The following is a 19,175-nucleotide window of genomic DNA, read 5'->3' on the forward strand; positions in this document are numbered from 1 at the left end:
TTAAAAAATAATATATTAAATAATTTTCTGTATTTCACTGTGCCCCGCAACAGGGATTTCACTCGCCAATATTATTTAAAGCGCAAAGAAATAATAATTTTCGGATTTTAGCAAGGTAAGCAAATGAACCAGAATAGTATCACTCCGGACACCCAGGATGCCTGGTATAAAATTAGTTATAAATTGTTACAGGAAGCAGGGGTAAAAATAAATGGTGATCGTCCCTGGGATATTCAGGTTAAAAACAATAAATTCTACAAGCGCGTTCTTCAGCAGGGCTCATTAGGTCTGGGTGAAAGCTATATGGATGGCTGGTGGGAATGTGAAAGACCCGATGAGTTTATTAGACGGTTATTAGAAGCTGACCTTGAATCCGTTATGACGAAACGATTTAAAGATCTGGTGAGAGTCGCAGGCGCACGGCTAATTAATTTGCAATCGAAAAAGCGTGCCTGGATTGTGGGCAAAGAACACTACGATTTGGGCAACGATCTCTTTACTCGTATGCTCGACCCGTGGATGCAATACTCCTGCGGTTACTGGCGCCATGCGACAGATCTCTTCACCGCGCAGCAGGACAAACTGCGGCTCATTTGTGAGAAGCTGCAGCTTAAAGAGGGTATGACGCTGCTCGATATTGGCTGCGGCTGGGGCGGGCTTGCCGCGTTTGCCGCGGAAAATTACGGTGTGAAAGTCACCGGAATTACCATCTCGGCGGAGCAGCAGAAGCTGGCGCAGCAGCGCTGCGAAAAGCTGGATGTCACCATCCTGCTGCAGGATTACCGGGATCTGGAGATGCAGTTTGATAGAATTGTTTCAGTGGGAATGTTTGAGCACGTTGGTCCGAAAAACTACGCGACATACTTTGAGGTGGTGAATAAAAACCTTAAGCCGAACGGCCTGTTCCTGCTGCACACCATCGGTTCGAATCAAACCGATATCAACGTTGATCCGTGGATCAATAAATACATTTTCCCCAATGGTTGTCTGCCTTCTGTTGCACACATTGCCACCGCCAGTGAACCCTGGTTTGTGATTGAGGATTTGCATAATTTCGGCCCTGATTATGACCGCACCCTGATGGCATGGTATGAACGCTTTCTGGCAACCTGGCCTGAAATAGATAGTAACTATTCTACACGTTTTAAACGTATGTTTACCTATTACCTTAATGCCTGCGCTGGCGCATTTCGCGCCCGTAATATTCAATTATGGCAACTTGTACTGACTCGTGGAGTAAATGGCGGCCTTCAGGTACCGCGTTAACGACAATCTTTCAATAATACCGTGCAGTATTGTTATTATTTACAGGCTTGATTATGGCAAGACAATCTCAGGTGGTTAACGACAGCCTCCTCTCAGTGATTGATGGCGTATTGTGCTGGGTGGAGAATAATATAGACAATAAATTATCTGTGGACGATATAGCCCGTAAATCGGGCTACTCTCGATGGTATTTTCAACGTAAGTTTACGCTCGTGACGGGGTACACGTTAGCGAACTATATTTCCCGGCGTAAAATGACGATAGCGGCAGAGATATTGCTGAGCACCACATTATCGGCATTCAGCGTGGCGGTTTTACTGGGCTATGAGGATCAATCAACATTTAGTCGGGCGTTCCGTCGTCATTACGGGGTGCCCCCGAGCGTCTATCGACATCATGTCGATTCCTCCCCGGAAAGGTTGCAGCTTCCTATTCATCTGCCGCTGGCAGAAGGGGAAGTGCTGGAGCAAATGCACCGGTAAGCCATAAGGCGAGCAGCGCTCGCCTTAGACATCCTTCACTTTAATCAGGCAGCCGACGGCAAGGATGCACATCACCAGTGCAATCCAGAAAACGGCGTGATAGCTCCAGATTTCTGCCACTACCCCGGCGAGTGAACCGGCAATGATCCAGCCCACGCGGGTGGTGTTGGTATAAAGCGTGGTGGCAGAACCGGCCTGTCCTGGCATCAGATCCTGGAAATACAGCATACCGATCCCGGCGAGAATACCGATATAGATGGCGTTCAGCAGCTGCATCGCCAGCAATAAGACCGGGGAGTGAAAGGTGAGCATACCGAGATAAAAGAGGAGCCCCGCGACGACGGCCACGCGCATCAGGAAACGCTTACCAAAGCGTCTGGCGTAATAGCCGGCAATCAGCATGGTGGGGATTTCCAGCCCGGCGGCGGTGCCCATCATGACGCCGGCGAGCTTCTCCGGTAAATGCAGCTCATTGATGATATAGAGCGGCATATTAATAATATAAAGGCTGTTGGTGCCCCACATCAGCGTACAAATGGTGAATAACAGCAGCGCATCGCGGCGATTGCGGCGCGGTGCTTCCATGTGTCCGGCGGCGGCTTTTGGCTCTTTACGCATGGAGGGCAGGAAAATCATCACCATAATCCCGCACACAATAAAGGCGACCGCCGCGCTCAGGTACATAACGGTGAAGCCAAAACCCATCGCCAGTGCGTAAGCCAGCGGCGGGCCAATCACCCACGCCAGCGACACCTGCGCACGCAGGATTGAGCTGAACATCACCGCTTCACGCCCTGTTTTATCCGCATGTTCGCGGGCGAGGGCAAACATCTGAGGGTTAGCCGTGGAGCCAAAGCTGCTCAGGAATACCCCGACAAAGAGCAAAATGAAGTAGTTGCGGTTCCACGCAAACAGCACGCACGCCAGCACACCTAATACGCAGCAAAAGACGATAAGGCTTTTACGGTCTCCTTTGCGATCGGAACGACCGGCAAGGAACTGGCTGACCAGAATGCCAATCACCGCGCTACCGGTAAAGAAGAACCCCACCATCGCCGGGCGCACATGGACTTCATTGGTCAGAAACAGACTGAGCGTCGGCGTTTGCAGCGCCCCGGCGATGCCGGTCAGGAAAGCAACAATAAGGAAAGACGACGACGTCACGTCGAACCCACGTCGGGGCGTAGCGGCGGTGCTGTTATGCATGAGCTATTTTTAATCAGATAAGAGACGCGCGAGTGTACGCCGGGCTTCAGCAAATAAACAGCGGCTTAAATCAAATTCAGCACAAAAAAATCAAAAAGGCATTTCACATTAAATTTGTGTGTTGCTGAACGGTGCTGAAGATCGCCGTCAGCACGACGTTTTGCTTCAGCAAATGCGAGTGAAATGTGCAGTACCTCTAAATTTTGCTATCTCATCAGCGAGAATACTTGCAGGAAGCCATGGAAGGGGACAGACTCCTTGAAACGTTTCAGCGTCATCGGCCCGATGCCAGCGTCTCAAGATGGCGCCTTTTTTCTCATAAAAGCTGAAACGATTCAATTTCAGCAGGAGAGGAGAATCATGTTCCAGTTATCTGTTCAGAATATCCATCCCGGCCAACAGGCTGGCGATAAAACGGATGCCATCCGTCAGGTGGCTTCCGCTCTGGTCAGCGCAGGCAACGTCGCCGACGGTTATGTCGACGGTATGCTGGCGCGCGAGCAGCAGACGTCCACTTTCCTCGGCAACGGCATTGCTATTCCGCATGGCACTACCGACACCCGCTCGCAGGTGCTGAAAACCGGTGTTCAGGTTTATCAGTTCCCACAGGGAGTTGCCTGGGGGGAAGGGCAGACGGCGTATGTGGCTATCGGTATTGCCGCAAGCTCAGATGAACACCTTGGCCTGCTGCGTCAGCTGACGCACGTGCTGAGCGATGACAGCGTTGCTGAACAGCTGAAATCAGCAACCACCGCTGAAGAGCTGCGGGCGTTGCTGATGGGTGAGAAGCAAAGTGAAGGGCTGAAGCTTGATCTGGAAACGCTGACGCTCGACGTAGCGGCAAGCGATCTGGTCACTCTGCAGGCGCTGAACGCCGGTCGGCTGAAAGAAGTCGGTGCAGTAGACGCGGGTTTTGTGGCTCATGCGGTGAACGACAAGCCGTTGAACCTCGGACAGGGCGTCTGGCTGAACGACAGCGCTGAAGGCAACCTGAAAAGTGCTGTCGCCGTCAGCCGCGCGGCACACCGTTTTGAAAATGAAGGTCAGCCTGTCTCTCTGCTGCTGACCGTCGCGATGGTTGATGAGCAGCCGACGGCGGTGCTGAGTCGTTTAAGTCAGCTGCTGCTGGAGAATAAAGCTGAACGTCTGCTGAACGCAGATGCCGCTACGCTGCTGGCGATGCTTACCAGCGACGATGCGCTGGCTGAAGATGTGCTGAATGCTGAATTTGTAGTGCGCAACGAGCATGGCTTGCATGCGCGTCCTGGAACCATGCTGGTGAATACCATTAAACAGTTTAAAAGTGAAATTACCGTGACCAATCTGGATGGCAGTGGCAAACCGGCGAATGGCCGTAGTCTGATGAAAGTTGTGGCGCTGGGCGTGAAGAAGGGCCATCGCCTGCGCTTTACCGCACAGGGTGAAGATGCGCAGCTCGCGCTTAACGCCATTGGTGATGCTATCGCTTCCGGTCTTGGGGAGGGCGCGTAATGAGCAGACGTGTTGCTACCATTACATTAAACCCGGCTTACGATCTGGTGGGGTTTACCCCGGATATTGAACGTGGCGAAGTGAACCTTGTGCGCACCACCGGTCTGCACGCCGCGGGCAAAGGCATCAACGTAGCGAAAGTGCTGAAAGATCTGGGTATCGACGTCACCGTGGGCGGTTTCCTTGGTAAAGATAACCAGGATGGATTTCAGCAGTTGTTCAGCGAACTGGGGATTGCGAACCGTTTCCAGGTGGTGCAGGGCCGAACCCGCATCAACGTGAAACTGACAGAAAAAGACGGTGAAGTAACCGACTTCAACTTCTCCGGCTTTGAAGTAACGCCAGCGGACTGGGAGCGTTTCGTCAACGATTCGTTAACCTGGCTTGGGCAGTTTGACATGGTTTGCGTCAGCGGCAGTCTGCCGAGCGGCGTTAGTCCGGAAGCCTTCACCGACTGGATGACGCGTCTGCGCAGCCAGTGCCCGTGCATTATCTTCGACAGCAGCCGTGAAGCGCTGGTGGCGGGGCTGAAAGCCGCACCATGGCTGGTGAAGCCGAACCGTCGCGAGCTTGAGATTTGGGCGGGCCGTAAACTGCCGGAAATGAAAGATGTAATTGAAGCGGCCCATGCGCTGCGCGAACAGGGAATTGCCCACGTGGTTATTTCCCTGGGCGCGGAAGGTGCGCTGTGGGTTAACGCCTCCGGGGAGTGGATTGCCAAACCGCCGTCAGTTGAGGTGGTGAGCACCGTAGGGGCGGGGGATTCGATGGTTGGCGGCCTGATTTATGGCCTGCTGATGCGTGAATCCAGTGAGCATACTTTACGTCTGGCAACGGCCGTGGCAGCACTGGCGGTGAGTCAGAGTAACGTTGGTATTACCGATCGTACCCAGTTGGCCGCGATGATGGCGCGAGTTGACTTACAACCCTTTAGTTAACAGCAGGAGAGGCATAATGAGAACGCTGCTGATTATTGATGCTGGACTCGGACAGGCCCGCGCCTACATGGCGAAAACCCTACTGCGTGCGGCAGCGCAAAAAGCGCATCTGGAATTTATCGATAACCCCAACGATGCTGAACTGGTCATTGTGCTTGGTAGCGCATTGCCTGCTGACAGCGCGCTGAACGGAAAACAGGTGTTCCTCGGCGATGTCAATCGTGCGGTGGCTCACCCGGAGCTGTTCCTCGGCGAAGCGAAAGGGCATGCAAAACCGTACAGCGCACCGACAACGGTTGCTCCTGTCGCGACGGCGGGTATGAAACGCGTTGTCGCGGTCACCGCCTGTCCAACCGGCGTGGCGCACACCTTTATGGCGGCTGAAGCCATTGAAACCGAAGCGAAAAAACGCGGCTGGTGGGTGAAGGTTGAAACTCGTGGATCCGTGGGTGCCGGTAATGCCATTACCCCGGAAGAGGTGGCCGAGGCGGATCTGGTTATCGTAGCGGCGGATATCGAAGTGGATCTGGCGAAGTTCGCCGGTAAGCCGATGTATCGCACTTCCACCGGACTGGCGCTGAAGAAAACTGCGCAGGAGTTAGATAACGCACTGGTCCAGGCCAAACCGTATCAGCCTGCGGGTAACGCGTCTGCGGCGAAAGAAGGCAAGAAAGAGGGGGCGGGTCCATATCGTCACCTGCTGACCGGGGTTTCTTACATGCTGCCGATGGTGGTGGCAGGCGGTCTGTGTATTGCGCTTTCCTTCGCTTTTGGTATCACTGCCTTTAAAGAGGAAGGTACGCTTGCCGCTGCGCTGATGCAGATTGGCGGCGGATCCGCCTTCGCCCTGATGGTGCCGGTACTGGCAGGTTATATTGCATTCTCCATCGCTGACCGTCCGGGTCTTACACCGGGTCTGATTGGCGGTATGCTGGCCGTCAGCACCGGAGCTGGGTTCATCGGCGGTATCATCGCTGGTTTCCTCGCCGGTTACGTGGCACGTGCCATCAGTACCAAACTGAAGCTGCCGCCGAGCATGGAAGCGCTGAAGCCGATTCTGATAATCCCGCTGTTCTCCAGCCTGATCGTGGGTCTGGCGATGATTTATCTTATCGGTAAACCGGTTGCTGGCATCCTGGCGGGTCTGACCCACTGGCTGCAGACCATGGGCACCGCGAACGCGGTTCTGCTGGGGGCGATTCTTGGTGGCATGATGTGTACCGACATGGGCGGCCCGGTGAACAAAGCGGCTTACGCTTTCGGCGTTGGCCTGCTGAGTACCCAGACTTATGCACCTATGGCAGCCATTATGGCGGCGGGTATGGTGCCACCGCTGGCGCTTGGCCTTGCGACTATCGTTGCTCGTCGTAAGTTCGATAAAGCCCAGCAGGAAGGCGGTAAAGCGGCGCTGGTACTGGGCCTGTGCTTCATCACCGAAGGTGCGATTCCGTTTGCGGCCCGCGATCCGATGCGTGTTCTGCCATGCTGTATCGTTGGCGGCGCGGTGACCGGGGCAATCTCGATGGCCATTGGTGCAAAACTGATGGCACCACATGGTGGCCTGTTCGTACTGCTTATCCCTGGTGCTATCACACCGGTGCTGGGTTACCTGATGGCGATTATCGCCGGTACTCTGGTAGCAGGGCTCTCTTACGCGGTGCTGAAACGCCCGGAAGCTGAAGCGGTTGCGAAAACGGCGTAAGGTTGAAAGGCCAGATATGGCCGATAACACCTGAAAATAAAAAACCGGGGCTTTCCCCGGTTTTTTTATGCCACCGCTTCGGCGACCTGCTGCGCTTTCAGCCACGCAATCTCTTCTGCCCAGATATCCGGATTCACGGTTTCCAGAATCAGCGGAATACCGTCAAAACGGTTGTCCTGCATTATCCAGCGAAACGCATCGTGACCAATGTTGCCTTCACCGAGGCTGTGGTGGCGGTCAACGCGGCTGCCGAAAGTGCTCTTGGCGTCGTTCAGATGCATCCCACGCAGATACTTAAAGCCGACGATGCGATCGAATTCAGCAAACGTCTCCTCACAGGCTTCGGTGGTGCGCAGGTCGTACCCGGCAGCAAAGGCATGGCAGGTATCGATACAGACGCCGACGCGGGATTTATCTTCGACTCCGTCGATGATGGCTGCCAGGTGTTCAAATTTAAAACCGAGGTTGCTGCCCTGACCGGCGGTGTTTTCAATGACCGCAGTGACGCCTTCGGTTTGTGCCAGCGCAATGTTGATGGATTGTGCAATCCGCGCCAGGCACTCTTCCTCCGGGATCTGCATCAGGTGGCTACCGGGGTGGAAGTTCAGCAACGTCAGCCCCAGCTGCTGGCAGCGGTAGAGCTCATCGATAAACGCTTCGCGGGATTTCTCCAGCGCTTCGGTAACCGGGTGACCCAGGTTAATCAGGTAGCTGTCGTGAGGGAGGATCTGGCCTGGCCCAAACTGGTATTTTTCACAGGCGGCTTTGAACTCGCTGATGACATCGTCAGTAAGGGGGGCAGCACGCCACTGGCGCTGGTTCTTGGTAAACAGGGCGAATGCGGTCGCTCCAATTTCTGCGGCGCGGATTGCGGCGTTAGCCACACCGCCTGAAGCACTCACGTGCGCTCCAATGTATTTCATGAGGGACTCCTGTTAAACCCTGGAGGAAAACCTCTATCATAGCGGGTTAACAGGCGTTTGACGTTATTGGATGTGCGGTATGGTTAGCCCTGTGAGATTGGGATTGCGCCCGTAGGCAGGCTCTGCAATATCTTCAATTGCCCAGTCACTAAGCGGGGCGACTGCTTTCACGGCACTGACTATATCAAATGGCATATAGTAAGCCGGAAGCTGAGACAACCTGTCGAGCTGTTTGAGATATTCCGATTTCGGAAGCTGTAGCAAAACCTTTCCTATTTGTGGTTTGTCAAAATAGAGGACAATCCACTCGTTCAGCTTAGTGTTATCTCCTGTGATCGCCGCATCGCGAATCAATGCATTTGAATAAGCATTTCTTTGCGTACCGTAGCACCTTTCGTCGGCCAGCAAACGTAAGTCTTTGAGCAAAAATCTCCTTAATTCGAATGGCTGTGATTGAAGCCACAGATCGTAGTACTCTGCCTTGATGTGCCTGAATTTTCGACAAAAGCTAAGACGATTTTCAAATGAGGCTTCTGCTGCGGCAAGTTGATCGGCTGATGTTGTAAAGGAGGTATCATGAACCTCAGCTCTTAGCACAGCGCAAAAGAAGGCCCCTACAATGAAGAAATGTCTCCTATCTGGAAGCACGATACATACACTCCCAGAATTTTTTATCTTCACCTGAAGATATTGATAAAGTGTCATGGATAATTTGATCCAGCCTTTCGGTTTTCAAATTCTGGACACTGCTAAATGCCCTTTGCAATGTGTCCCAATCATAGGTCGCGATGTTAAAAGTTCCGGCTCCTGTTGCCAGACCTGTGTAACTCCCTCGTCCGGCAAAGATTTGGAAGAGTGGGCAGGCTGAAATCAAAATATCCAGCAGATTGGCGGTACGGGTGATCTGTTCTATTTCCTGCAGGGCAGCGATAGTTTGCGGGGAAGGGGTAAAGTTATTTAATGGGCAAAAAGGAGTGCTCATTCTTATTCTCCGTGAGTTTAAGAATGAGCATTAAAGAGGAAGTGGAGCGCTATTTCTGTGCTGGGTAGCCCGGGCGAACACTTTTAAGAATTTATAAATATTCGCTAAATCAATCAATTAACCCATCAGGCTATGAATCACCAGGTTAATCGCGCCGCCGCCGATAATCAGCCAGGCGAACAGCATCAGCGCCATCAGCAGCGGTTTCGCACCGGCTTTTTTCAGGGCACTGACGTGGGTGGTGAGACCCAGTGCCGCCATCGCCATCGCCAGCAGTACCGTATCAAGCGTTACCAGGGCATCCACCACAGCTTTCGGCAACAGGTGGAATGAATTGAAGATGGCAACCACAATGAACAGGATAGCGAACCACGGAATGGTGATTTTACTTTTCTCACCGTGACCGGCCGGGGCCAGCTGTTTAACCCGGGCAGCCATAAACAGCAGGAACGGTGCCAGCATCATGACGCGCAGCATTTTGGCAATCACCGCGGCGTTTTCAGCATCCGGGCTGATGGCGTGACCGGCAGCAACAACCTGCGCGACTTCATGCACCGTAGAGCCGATATAAATCCCGTAAGCTTCCGGGCTGAACCAGTGTGCTACCAGCGGATAAATGGCCGGGTAAAGGAAGATGGCGATGGTCCCGAAGATAACTACCGTAGCCACCGCAACGGTGACCTTGCTGGCCTCTGCTTTGACCACCGGCTCCGTTGCAAGTACCGCGGCAGCGCCGCAAATACTGCTACCAGCACCAATTAACCAGCTGGTGTGACGGTCAAGACCGAACACTTTCTGCCCAAGGAAGCAGGCAATCATAAAGGTACTGGTCAGCGTTAAAACGTCGATGACGATACCACCGATGCCGACGTCAGCAATCTGCGAGAACGTCAGGCGGAAACCGTAGAGGATTATCCCAAGGCGTAACAGGTGTTGTTTGGCAAACAGCACCCCGCCGTCACAGGGTTTCCAGATTTTTGGGTAGACCGTGTTACCGAGCAGCATGCCGAACAGGATGGCCAGTGTCAGAGCGCTGAACCCGGCGCCGGCGATGGCCGGAATGCTCCCGCCCCACAGGGCAACAGCGGTGATTGCAGCACTAAGCGCCAGCCCAGGAATGAAATGCCAGAGTGGGCGGCGGCGATGAGTATTTAAGGTGAGTTCAGTCATTTACTTCTCCTTTATCTGGCTCGAAGTGTATGCCTCACTGGTTTAAAAATAAAATTGATTATATATTTATAATCAATCGGAATATGCGATAAGCAACGTTTAATACAGGTATCCCTATGCACATCACGCTACGGCAGCTGGAAGTTTTTGCTGAGGTGCTGAAAAGCGGCTCAACGACGCAGGCGTCACAGATGCTGGCGTTATCACAGTCAGCGGTCAGCGCCGCGCTCACCGATCTGGAGGGTCAGCTCGGCGTTCAGCTCTTCGACAGGGTCGGGAAACGGCTGGTGGTCAACGAGCATGGGCGCCTGTTGTACCCGCGCGCGCTGGCGTTGCTCGAGCAGGCAACCGAGATTGAGCAGCTGTTTCGTGAAGATAATGGTGCTATCCGGGTGTATGCGAGCAGCACCATCGGTAACTATATTTTGCCGGAGGTGATTGCCCTCTACCGCCGCGATTTCCCTGAACTGCCGCTCGAGCTGAGCGTGGGCAACAGCCAGGATGTGATTAATGCGGTAGCGGATTTCCGGGTTGATATTGGTCTTATCGAAGGGCCATGCCACGCGGCGGAAATGGTGGCGGAACCCTGGCTTGAAGATGAGCTGGTGGTGTTTGCTGCGCCGGATTCACCGCTGCATAACGGTAAAGCCACTCTGGCGCAGCTGGCCGCCACGCCGTGGATCCTGCGCGAAAAGGGGTCTGGTACCCGGGAGATTGTCGACTATCTGCTATTGTCGCATTTACCGGAATTCCATATGGGGATGGAGCTTGGTAATTCCGAGGCCATCAAACACGCGGTGCGTCATGGTCTGGGCATCAGTTGTCTCTCGCGCCGGGTGATTGCCGAACAGCTGGAAAACGGCACGCTGGCGGAGGTCAAAGTGCCGCTGCCGCCGCTTAAACGCACGCTCTGGCGCATTCATCACCGACAAAAGCACATCTCTAACGCGCTAAGCCGCTTTCTTAGCTACTGCGAGAAGATAAAAGAGCTGGATTAACGGTATCATTAGGACTTAACTTATAATTCGCGGCCCATCATGAAGGTCTCTTATAACTGCGCATTTCTGCCGGAAGGAAGCCATTTCCTCTGTTACAATCGCGCCTCATTTTTTGGATGGATAGTATTTTCACATGGTTTCTGAAACTAAAACCACAGAAGCGCCCGCGCTACGCCGCGATCTGAAGGCGCGTCACTTGACCATGATCGCCATTGGCGGTTCCATCGGTACAGGATTATTTGTTGCCTCCGGGGCAACCATTTCGCAGGCAGGCCCAGGCGGCGCGCTGCTTTCTTATATTCTTATCGGTCTGATGGTGTACTTCCTGATGACCAGTCTGGGCGAGCTGGCGGCTTATATGCCGGTTTCTGGCTCTTTTGCGACCTATGGTCAGAACTATGTGGAAGAGGGCTTCGGCTTCGCGCTGGGCTGGAACTACTGGTACAACTGGGCGGTGACTATCGCCGTTGACCTCGTGGCCGCACAGCTGGTGATGAACTACTGGTTCCCGGAAACTCCTGGTTGGATCTGGAGTGCGCTGTTCCTCGGTATCATGTTCCTGCTGAACTGGATCTCGGTGAAGGGCTTCGGTGAAGCAGAGTACTGGTTCTCGCTGATTAAAGTCGCCACCGTCATTATCTTTATCATCGTCGGTGTGATGATGATTGTCGGCATCTTCAAAGGCTCGCAGCCGGTGGGCTGGAGCAACTGGACAACCGGCGATGCGCCGTTTGCCGGGGGCTTTGCGGCGATGATTGGCGTCGCGATGATTGTTGGCTTCTCCTTCCAGGGTACTGAACTTATTGGTATCGCGGCAGGGGAGTCTGAGAACCCGGAGAAGAACATTCCGCGCGCGGTGCGTCAGGTGTTCTGGCGTATCCTGCTGTTCTATGTGTTCGCTATCCTGATAATCAGCCTGATTATTCCGTATACCGACCCGAGCCTGCTGCGTAACGATGTGAAAGACATCAGCGTAAGCCCGTTCACCCTGGTATTCCAGCATGCTGGTCTGCTGTCTGCGGCGGCTATCATGAACGCGGTTATCCTGACGGCGGTGCTGTCGGCGGGTAACTCCGGCATGTACGCGTCCACCCGTATGCTCTATACCCTGGCGCTGGACGGTAAAGCACCGCGTATCTTCGCGAAGCTGTCCCGTGGCGGTGTACCGCGTAACGCACTGTATGCGACAACCGTGATTGCGGCGCTGTGCTTCCTGACCTCGATGTTTGGTAACCAGACCGTGTACCTGTGGCTGCTGAATACCTCCGGGATGACCGGCTTCATCGCCTGGCTGGGGATTGCCATCAGCCACTATCGTTTCCGTCGCGGCTACGTGATGCAGGGGAATGATATTAACGATCTGCCTTATCGCTCTGGCTTCTTCCCGCTGGGTCCGATCTTCGCTTTCGTGCTGTGTCTTATTATCACGCTGGGTCAGAACTATGAGGCCTTCCTGAAAGACACCATCGACTGGGGCGGCGTTGCGGCAACCTATATCGGTATCCCGCTGTTCCTGGTTATCTGGTTCGGTTATAAGCTGGCGAAAGGGACTCGTTTTGTAAGCTATAGCGAAATGCATTTCCCAAAAATCCCCAAAAAATAAGCCTCTTCTGATTAAAGCCCCCTCCATGCCGAGGGGGCTTTTTTTTGCCCATTCGGCAACGTCCTGAAATAATTGTTAACAATGCAATTGATAATCGCAATCATTATCTTTATTATCTTCGCAAAATTTCAGGATGAAGCCACTCCCCATCTCCCACCGAGGAATACCACGGTAAACGGGTGACCAGCCACATCTGCCAATAAAACGCCTCTGCCGGTCAGAGCAGAGCGCGATGTGAGTTACCCCTTTTTCGTTTGTTGTTGACCTCATGGAGATATGTAATGGTTAGGTTGAATCCTGGCGTGCGAGCCGGGCTCTGCGCCTCTGCGCTGTCCTTTGCTTTACCGGTTGTTGCTGCATCAGCTGATGAAAATGAAACGCTGGTGGTGACTGCATCAGCCACCGAACAGAGCGTGAAAGACGCCCCCGCCAGCATCAGCGTGATTACCGAGGAAGATCTGCAGCGTCGCCCGGTGAATAACCTGAAAGACGTGCTGAAAGATGTCCCGGGCGTGCAGCTGACTAACGAAGGGGATAACCGTAAAGGCGTCAGCCTGCGCGGTCTCGACAGCAGCTATACCCTGATTCTGGTCGACGGAAAGCGGGTTAACTCCCGTAACGTCGTCTTCCGTCACAACGACTTCGATCTCAACTGGATCCCGGTTGATGCTATCGAACGCATCGAAGTCGTGCGCGGCCCGATGTCCTCCCTGTACGGCTCTGATGCTCTCGGCGGAGTGGTGAACATCATCACCAAAAAAGTGGGCACCAAATGGACCAGCACCCTCAGCGCAGATACCACCATTCAGGAACATCGCGATCGCGGTGACACCTGGAACGGCCAGTTCTACACCAGTGGGCCGCTGGTTGATGGTCTGCTCGGCATGAAAGCCTACGGTAGCTTCAGCAAACGCGGTAAAGACGACCAGCAGTTGAGTAACAGCGGCACTGAAACACCGCGTATTGAAGGCTTCACCAGCCGCGACGGCAACGTCGAGTTCGCCTGGACGCCGAATGAGAACAACGACATTACCGCAGGTTATGGTTTTGACCGCCAGGACAGGGATTCTGACTCGCTGGACAAAAACCGTATTGAGCGCCAGAACTACTCTCTCAGCCACAACGGCCGCTGGGACGTGGGTAACAGCGAAATTCGCGTTTACGGCGAAAAAGTCGATAACAAGAACCCGGGCAACAGTGGACAGATCACCTCTGAAAGCAACACTCTTGACGGTAAATATGTGCTGCCGCTGGGCATGATCAACCAGATGGTGACCTTCGGTGGCGAGTGGCGTCACGACAAGCTGAAAGATCCGGTTAATCTCACCAGCAACAGTGGGGGATCTACTTCCGCCAGCCAGTATGCGCTGTTCCTCGAAGATGAGTGGCGGATCTTTGAACCGCTGGCGCTGACCACCGGTATCCGTATGGATGACCACGACACCTACGGCGATCACTGGAGCCCGCGTGCCTATCTGGTGTACACCGCAACCGACACGGTGACCGTGAAAGGTGGCTGGGCGACGGCGTTTAAAGCTCCGTCTCTGTTGCAGCTTAGCCCTGACTGGGCCACGAACTCCTGCCGCGGTAGCTGCCGTATCGTTGGTAGCAAAGATCTGAAACCAGAAACCAGCGAAAGCTTCGAACTGGGGCTTTACTACAGCGGGGAAGAGGGCTGGCTCGAAGGCGTACAGGGCAGCATCACCGCGTTCCAGAACAACGTGGAAGATATGATCAACGTTAACCGGACCTCCGACGCCAGCGAAGCGCCGGGCTACCCGAACTTTGTCGGCTGGTACACGGGTTCTAACGGTAAACGCATCCCGGTCTTCTCCTACTACAACGTTGATAAAGCACGTATCAACGGCGTGGAAACCGAGCTGAAAATTCCGTTGGGCGAAGAGTGGAAGTTGACGACAAACTACACCTATACCGATGGTCGTGACCTGAGCAACGGTGGCAACAAACCGCTGAAAGAGCGTCCGTTCCACACAGCCAACGGTCGCGTGGACTGGAATCCGTGGCAGGACTGGTCGTTCTACGTGGCGGCGAACTACTCCGGTAAGCAGCGTGCGGTCAACGCTTCCTCTAAAACGCCGGGCGGCTACACCACCTGGGATATCGGCGGTGCCTGGCAGGCAACGAAAGACGTGAAGCTGCGCGCGGGCGTACTGAACGTTGGGGATAAAGATCTGCAGCGTGACGATTACAGCTACAACGAAGATGGTCGTCGCTACTTCATGGCGGTCGATTACCGCTTCTGAGTGGTTTAAGCGGGTTTCCCGGTGCGCAGCACGCACCGGGATAATCTACTACGCCATCAGATGCTCCGCATGGAAGCGGAGATGATCCTCAATAAATGACGCAATAAAGTAGTAGCTGTGGTCGTAGCCGGGCTGAATACGCAGCGTTAACGGCCATGCCTTTTGTCGTGCGGCCTCTGCGAGTACCGCAGGCTGCAGCTGATCGGCCAGGAACTGGTCGCTGTCGCCCTGATCGATGAGCGTCGGGATTGCCTTCTCTTTATCGCTTGCCAGCATCAGCGCACAGCTGTCCCATTCCTGCCACGCTTTTTCATCCTGACCCAGGTAGGCGCTGAACGCCTTCTGTCCCCAGGGGACGCTTGCCGGGTTAACGATGGGCGCAAATGCCGACACGCTGGTAAATCTGCCCGGATTTTTCAGCGCCATGATAAGCGCCCCGTGTCCGCCCATCGAATGGCCGCTGATGGCGCAGCGCGAGCTGACCTTAAACTGGCTTTGAATCAGAATCGGTAGTTCATCGCGCAGGTAGTCATACATACGATAGTGGGCAGCCCACGGCGCCTGACGGGCGTTGAGGTAGAACCCCGCGCCTTTGCCGAGATCGTAACCGGCGTCGTCGGCAACGTTATCACCGCGCGGGCTGGTATCCGGCATCACCAGCACAATACCGAGCTCGGCGGCGACCCGCTGCGCTCCGGCTTTGGTGGTGAAGTTTTCGTCATTACAGGTCAGGCCCGAGAGCCAGTACAGCACCGGTGGCGGAGCGTCGCTTCGCGTCGGCGGTAGAAAAATGCTAAACGTCATGGCGCAGTTCAGAGTGGTGGAGTCGTGCCGCCAGCGTTGCTGCCAGCCATCGAAACAGCGGTGCTCTTCAAGCATTTCCATGCAGGGCTCCCTGGAGATTTCGCGAAAATGGAGTTATCCATCATACAGATAATTCACCGGTGGTGAGTAACTTTCACTTCCTCATTCTCACCCTATGTTGCACCATAAAAGTAACTTTATTTTAACAATGCAGGAGGCAGGCATGGCACTGCGAATCGCCTTCAGCGGGTTTATCGTTCTGGTTGTCGTCATGGGAATAGGGCGGTTCGCCTTTACGCCGCAGGTTCCACTGATGATAGCTGACGGTCAGCTGACGCTTACCAGCGCCGGGCTGGTGGCGGCGATGAACTATCTCGGCTATCTGCTGGGGGCATGGGATGCAATGCGTACCCACCGGGGCGTTGAGGCGCGTCTGTGGGGCGGGCTGCTCGGCGCGGTGGTGCTAACGCTGCTCTCGGCGTGGCTGGATAACGCCTGGACTCACGGCCTGCTGCGGCTGGTCATAGGCTGCATGAGCGGTTGGGCAATGGTGCTCACCGCCGCGTGGACGAACGAGCGGCTGGCGCACTTTGGCAAACCGGGGCTGAGTGCCGCGGTGTTTGCCGGCCCTGGTGCGGGGATTGCCATCAGTGGACTGCTGGCGGTGTTTATCCAGTCACAGGCCCTGGGTGCTGCTGCTGGCTGGCTGCTGTACGGCCTGCTGGCGCTGCTGCTGGTCGCGCTGGTTGCCCGTTGGTTGCCGCGTCCTGGCGATTTGCATCGATCCGGTGAGAAACCGGCGCCGCTGCACCTGACACCGGCATTAAAACGGCTGGTGTGGAGCTACAGCCTGGCCGGGTTTGGCTACATTCTGCCAGCGACGTTTTTGTCACAAATGGCGGCACACCGTTTCCCCGGGAGCGTGTTCGCCCAGTTTGTCTGGCCGGTCTTTGGCGCAGCGGCAGTGGTGGGGATTGCTGTCAGTATTGCCACGCGCCACCTCGGGCACAGCTATCAGCGGCTGGCTATCGTGCTGTGGCTGCAAGGCGTTGGAGTGCTGGCGGCATGGCTGCTGCCCGGTATCGGCGGGCTGGTGACCGGCGCGTTGCTGGTGGGCGGCGGTTTTCTCTGTGCGGTTCAGCTTTCGCTGCTTTACGGTCGGGAGCTTGCGCCGAACCACACCCGCTATATGGCAGGGCTACTGACCACCGGTTACGCCGTGGGGCAGCTGGTGGGGCCGATGACGTCGGCGCTTTCAACGTGGCTTACCCATCAGCTGGAGCCCGCGCTGGGGGTTGCCGCCGTCGCGCTTCTCATCGCAGGCGTGCTGGTCTGGCGTCCTGCTCGTTGAAAGGCGGCAGCAATTACAATAATTATCGTTACGACTACTGGATTATGTGCGCCGCCTCACGCAAAATGAGGGCGCACTTTACCCCACGAAGGGTAAAGGTTGTCACACCTGCAGGAGAATAAAGATGTCATCACTGAGTAAAGAAGCCGCACTCGTTCATGAAGCGCTGGTAGCTCGTGGGCTGGAAACACCGCTGCGCCCGCCGGTGCACGAGATGGATAACGAAACCCGCAAGCGTCTCATTTCCGGGCATATGACCGAGATTATGCAACTGCTGAATCTTGATCTGAGTGACGACAGCCTGATGGAAACGCCGCATCGCATCGCCAAAATGTACGTCGATGAGATTTTCTCCGGGCTGGACTACGCCAACTTCCCGAAAATCACCGTCATTGAAAACAAAATGAAGGTAGATGAAATGGTGACCGTGCGCGATATCACCCTGACCAGCACCTGTGAGCACCATTTTGTGACCATCGACGGTAAAGCCACCGTGGCCTATATCCCGAAAGATACGGTCATTGGTCTGTCGAAAATCAACCGTATTGTGCAGTTCTTTGCCCAGCGTCCGCAGGTGCAGGAACGTCTGACCCAGCAGATTCTGACCGCACTGCAGACATTGCTGGGTACTAACAATGTGGCGGTGTCGATTGATGCGGTTCACTACTGTGTGAAAGCGCGCGGCGTGCGTGATGCCACCAGCGCAACCACCACCACCTCACTCGGCGGCCTGTTTAAGTCCAGCCAGAACACTCGCCAGGAGTTCCTGCGCGCTGTGCGTCACCACAACTGATTGATTGACAGGACCGCGTATGGAAAGAAACGTCACGCTCGATTTTGTTCGCGGCGTTGCCATACTCGGGATCCTGCTACTGAATATCAGCGCCTTCGGGCTACCGAAGGCCGCTTACCTGAACCCTGCCTGGTACGGCGAAATCACCCGCAGCGATGCCTGGACGTGGGCGCTGCTCGACCTTTTTGCCCAGGTCAAATTCCTTAACCTGTTTGCGCTGCTCTTCGGTGCCGGGCTGCAGATGCTGCTGCCGCGCGGTAAACGCTGGATCCAGTCACGATTAACGCTGCTGGCGCTGCTCGGTTTTATTCATGCGCTGTTCTTTTGGGACGGCGATATTCTGCTGGCCTATGCGCTGATTGGGCTTATTAGCTGGCGGCTTATTCGCGATGCGCAGCATGTCAAATCACTGTTCAACACCGGTGTGGTGCTGTATCTGATGGGCGTGGGGATCCTGCTGCTGCTCGGCATGATGACCGGCGAGTCGACGAACCGCTCCTGGATCCCGGATGCGGCGAATTTGCAGTATGAACAGTACTGGAAGTTCAAAGGTGGTATGGAGGCCTTCAGCAATCGTAGCGATATGCTGGCAGATAACCTGCTGGCGCTGGGGGCGCAGTACGGCTGGCAGCTGGCGGGCATGATGCTGATGGGCGGGGCGCTGATGCGTAGCGGCTGGCTGAAAGGGCAGTTCAGCCTGCGTCATTATCGCTGTACCGGCGCACTGCTGGTGCTGGCGGGTATGGCGGTGAACCTGCCAGCCATTATCGCCCAGTGGTGGCTACACTGGGATTACCGCTGGTGTGCGTTCCTGCTCCAGGCGCCGCGTGAGCTTGGCGCTCCGCTGCAAACCATCGGCTATGCTGCGCTTATCTGGGGCTTCTGGCCGCAGATTTGTCATTCGCGGCTGGTGGCGGCTATCGTCTGCGTCGGGCGGATGGCCCTCACGAACTATCTACTGCAAACCCTTATCTGCACCACGCTGTTCTATCGATTCGGCTTATTTATGAAATTCGACCGCCTGCAGCTGCTCGGTTTTGTGCTGCCAGTGTGGATGTTTAACCTGCTGTTCTCCGTTTTCTGGTTGCGCTACTTCCGTCAGGGGCCGGTTGAATGGCTGTGGCGACAGCTTACCGCTCGCGCCTCAGGCATCTCATTACGCAAAACATTCAGATAACGATCTGGATCACAATCATTAACAA

The 19,175-nt window shown here is 54.9% G+C and carries 17 protein-coding genes; 11 read left to right on the forward strand and 6 right to left on the reverse strand.

The genetic code is table 11. The features are described 5' to 3' along the window. The first annotated feature begins 123 nt into the window (after window positions 1–123). The gene (cfa, locus tag C7387_RS01860) at window positions 124–1,266 is read left to right on the forward strand and encodes a cyclopropane fatty acyl phospholipid synthase (RefSeq protein ID WP_038256352.1); all 1,143 of its coding nucleotides are present in this window, start codon (window positions 124–126) and stop codon (window positions 1,264–1,266) included. Window positions 1,267–1,319: 53 nt separating this feature from the next. Beyond that, a complete protein-coding gene (locus C7387_RS01865; protein WP_120815914.1) occupies window positions 1,320–1,748 on the forward strand; it encodes a helix-turn-helix domain-containing protein in 429 nt (142 codons plus the stop codon). Between the two features lie 24 nt (window positions 1,749–1,772). On the opposite strand, the gene setB is transcribed toward C7387_RS01865, so the two are convergent. After that, window positions 1,773–2,954, reverse strand: coding sequence for a sugar efflux transporter SetB (gene setB / locus C7387_RS01870; protein ID WP_006820867.1), 1,182 nt, complete (start codon window positions 2,952–2,954; stop codon window positions 1,773–1,775). Window positions 2,955–3,314: 360 nt separating this feature from the next. Here setB and fruB point away from each other — a divergent pair, with 360 nt between their 5' ends. The 3 genes from fruB to fruA are packed head-to-tail and all read left to right on the forward strand — an operon-like array spanning window position 3,315 to window position 7,085. After that, the gene (gene fruB / locus C7387_RS01875) at window positions 3,315–4,445 is read left to right on the forward strand and encodes a fused PTS fructose transporter subunit IIA/HPr protein (RefSeq protein WP_120815915.1); all 1,131 of its coding nucleotides are present in this window, start codon (window positions 3,315–3,317) and stop codon (window positions 4,443–4,445) included. Next, window positions 4,445–5,383, forward strand: coding sequence for a 1-phosphofructokinase (gene fruK / locus C7387_RS01880; protein ID WP_006820865.1), 939 nt, complete (start codon window positions 4,445–4,447; stop codon window positions 5,381–5,383). The genes fruB and fruK overlap by 1 nt, the downstream gene beginning before the upstream one ends. Before the next feature lie 16 nt (window positions 5,384–5,399). Then, on the forward strand, window positions 5,400–7,085 hold the full coding sequence (gene fruA, locus C7387_RS01885) for a PTS fructose transporter subunit IIBC (protein ID WP_006820864.1): 1,686 nt from the start codon (window positions 5,400–5,402) through the stop codon (window positions 7,083–7,085). A gap of 65 nt (window positions 7,086–7,150) precedes the next feature. Here the strand turns inward: fruA and nfo are convergent, their stop codons facing one another. From nfo to C7387_RS01900, 4 genes are all read right to left on the reverse strand, one after another. After that, window positions 7,151–8,008, reverse strand: coding sequence for a deoxyribonuclease IV (nfo, locus tag C7387_RS01890; protein ID WP_006820863.1), 858 nt, complete (start codon window positions 8,006–8,008; stop codon window positions 7,151–7,153). Between the two features lie 63 nt (window positions 8,009–8,071). Next, window positions 8,072–8,713 (reverse strand): hypothetical protein, encoded by a 642-nt coding sequence (locus C7387_RS01895; protein WP_120815916.1) that lies wholly within the window; start codon window positions 8,711–8,713, stop codon window positions 8,072–8,074. Continuing rightward, window positions 8,643–8,990, reverse strand: a complete 348-nt coding sequence (locus C7387_RS22845; RefSeq protein ID WP_134436961.1) for a hypothetical protein — start codon at window positions 8,988–8,990, stop codon at window positions 8,643–8,645. Before C7387_RS22845 ends, C7387_RS01895 begins: the two co-directional genes overlap by 71 nt. A gap of 117 nt (window positions 8,991–9,107) precedes the next feature. Next, a complete protein-coding gene (locus C7387_RS01900; protein WP_120815917.1) occupies window positions 9,108–10,160 on the reverse strand; it encodes a YeiH family protein in 1,053 nt (350 codons plus the stop codon). Between the two features lie 116 nt (window positions 10,161–10,276). Here C7387_RS01900 and yieE point away from each other — a divergent pair, with 116 nt between their 5' ends. From yieE to cirA, 3 genes are all read left to right on the forward strand, one after another. After that, complete coding sequence (gene yieE, locus C7387_RS01905; RefSeq protein ID WP_006820859.1) at window positions 10,277–11,158, forward strand: DNA-binding transcriptional regulator YeiE; 882 nt, start codon at window positions 10,277–10,279, stop codon at window positions 11,156–11,158. 133 nt (window positions 11,159–11,291) lie between these two features. After that, window positions 11,292–12,761, forward strand: a complete 1,470-nt coding sequence (locus C7387_RS01910) for an amino acid permease (RefSeq protein WP_006820858.1) — start codon at window positions 11,292–11,294, stop codon at window positions 12,759–12,761. 281 nt (window positions 12,762–13,042) lie between these two features. Further along, the gene (gene cirA / locus C7387_RS01915) at window positions 13,043–15,025 is read left to right on the forward strand and encodes a catecholate siderophore receptor CirA (RefSeq protein WP_038256365.1); all 1,983 of its coding nucleotides are present in this window, start codon (window positions 13,043–13,045) and stop codon (window positions 15,023–15,025) included. 48 nt (window positions 15,026–15,073) lie between these two features. Here the strand turns inward: cirA and fghA are convergent, their stop codons facing one another. Continuing rightward, a complete protein-coding gene (gene fghA, locus C7387_RS01920) occupies window positions 15,074–15,910 on the reverse strand; it encodes an S-formylglutathione hydrolase (RefSeq protein ID WP_120815918.1) in 837 nt (278 codons plus the stop codon). A gap of 142 nt (window positions 15,911–16,052) precedes the next feature. On the opposite strand from fghA, the gene C7387_RS01925 reads away from it, so the two are divergent. The 3 genes from C7387_RS01925 (at window position 16,053) to yeiB (ending at window position 19,150) form a co-directional block, all read left to right on the forward strand. Next, window positions 16,053–17,180 (forward strand): YbfB/YjiJ family MFS transporter, encoded by a 1,128-nt coding sequence (locus tag C7387_RS01925; protein ID WP_112471369.1) that lies wholly within the window; start codon window positions 16,053–16,055, stop codon window positions 17,178–17,180. A gap of 124 nt (window positions 17,181–17,304) precedes the next feature. Beyond that, window positions 17,305–17,973, forward strand: a complete 669-nt coding sequence (gene folE / locus C7387_RS01935) for a GTP cyclohydrolase I FolE (protein ID WP_006820852.1) — start codon at window positions 17,305–17,307, stop codon at window positions 17,971–17,973. Window positions 17,974–17,992: 19 nt separating this feature from the next. Then, complete coding sequence (gene yeiB / locus C7387_RS01940) at window positions 17,993–19,150, forward strand: DUF418 domain-containing protein YeiB (RefSeq protein WP_006820851.1); 1,158 nt, start codon at window positions 17,993–17,995, stop codon at window positions 19,148–19,150. The last annotated feature ends 25 nt before the right edge of the window (window positions 19,151–19,175 follow it).

Source organism: Yokenella regensburgei, from assembly GCF_003634235.1.
In the GTDB taxonomy this organism is placed as follows: Bacteria; Pseudomonadota; Gammaproteobacteria; order Enterobacterales; family Enterobacteriaceae; genus Yokenella; species Yokenella regensburgei.

What these genes read in the sequence shown, in the direction of transcription:
- cfa (WP_038256352.1), top strand. Translation starts at nt 124, where the DNA reads ATGAACCAGAATAGTATCACTCCGGACACCCAGGATGCCTGGTATAAA.
- C7387_RS01865 (WP_120815914.1), top strand. Translation starts at nt 1,320, where the DNA reads ATGGCAAGACAATCTCAGGTGGTTAACGACAGCCTCCTCTCAGTGATT.
- setB (WP_006820867.1), bottom strand. Translation starts at nt 2,954, where the DNA reads ATGCATAACAGCACCGCCGCTACGCCCCGACGTGGGTTCGACGTGACG.
- fruB (WP_120815915.1), top strand. Translation starts at nt 3,315, where the DNA reads ATGTTCCAGTTATCTGTTCAGAATATCCATCCCGGCCAACAGGCTGGC.
- fruK (WP_006820865.1), top strand. Translation starts at nt 4,445, where the DNA reads ATGAGCAGACGTGTTGCTACCATTACATTAAACCCGGCTTACGATCTG.
- fruA (WP_006820864.1), top strand. Translation starts at nt 5,400, where the DNA reads ATGAGAACGCTGCTGATTATTGATGCTGGACTCGGACAGGCCCGCGCC.
- nfo (WP_006820863.1), bottom strand. Translation starts at nt 8,008, where the DNA reads ATGAAATACATTGGAGCGCACGTGAGTGCTTCAGGCGGTGTGGCTAAC.
- C7387_RS01895 (WP_120815916.1), bottom strand. Translation starts at nt 8,713, where the DNA reads ATGACACTTTATCAATATCTTCAGGTGAAGATAAAAAATTCTGGGAGT.
- C7387_RS22845 (WP_134436961.1), bottom strand. Translation starts at nt 8,990, where the DNA reads ATGAGCACTCCTTTTTGCCCATTAAATAACTTTACCCCTTCCCCGCAA.
- C7387_RS01900 (WP_120815917.1), bottom strand. Translation starts at nt 10,160, where the DNA reads ATGACTGAACTCACCTTAAATACTCATCGCCGCCGCCCACTCTGGCAT.
- yieE (WP_006820859.1), top strand. Translation starts at nt 10,277, where the DNA reads ATGCACATCACGCTACGGCAGCTGGAAGTTTTTGCTGAGGTGCTGAAA.
- C7387_RS01910 (WP_006820858.1), top strand. Translation starts at nt 11,292, where the DNA reads ATGGTTTCTGAAACTAAAACCACAGAAGCGCCCGCGCTACGCCGCGAT.
- cirA (WP_038256365.1), top strand. Translation starts at nt 13,043, where the DNA reads ATGGTTAGGTTGAATCCTGGCGTGCGAGCCGGGCTCTGCGCCTCTGCG.
- fghA (WP_120815918.1), bottom strand. Translation starts at nt 15,910, where the DNA reads ATGGAAATGCTTGAAGAGCACCGCTGTTTCGATGGCTGGCAGCAACGC.
- C7387_RS01925 (WP_112471369.1), top strand. Translation starts at nt 16,053, where the DNA reads ATGGCACTGCGAATCGCCTTCAGCGGGTTTATCGTTCTGGTTGTCGTC.
- folE (WP_006820852.1), top strand. Translation starts at nt 17,305, where the DNA reads ATGTCATCACTGAGTAAAGAAGCCGCACTCGTTCATGAAGCGCTGGTA.
- yeiB (WP_006820851.1), top strand. Translation starts at nt 17,993, where the DNA reads ATGGAAAGAAACGTCACGCTCGATTTTGTTCGCGGCGTTGCCATACTC.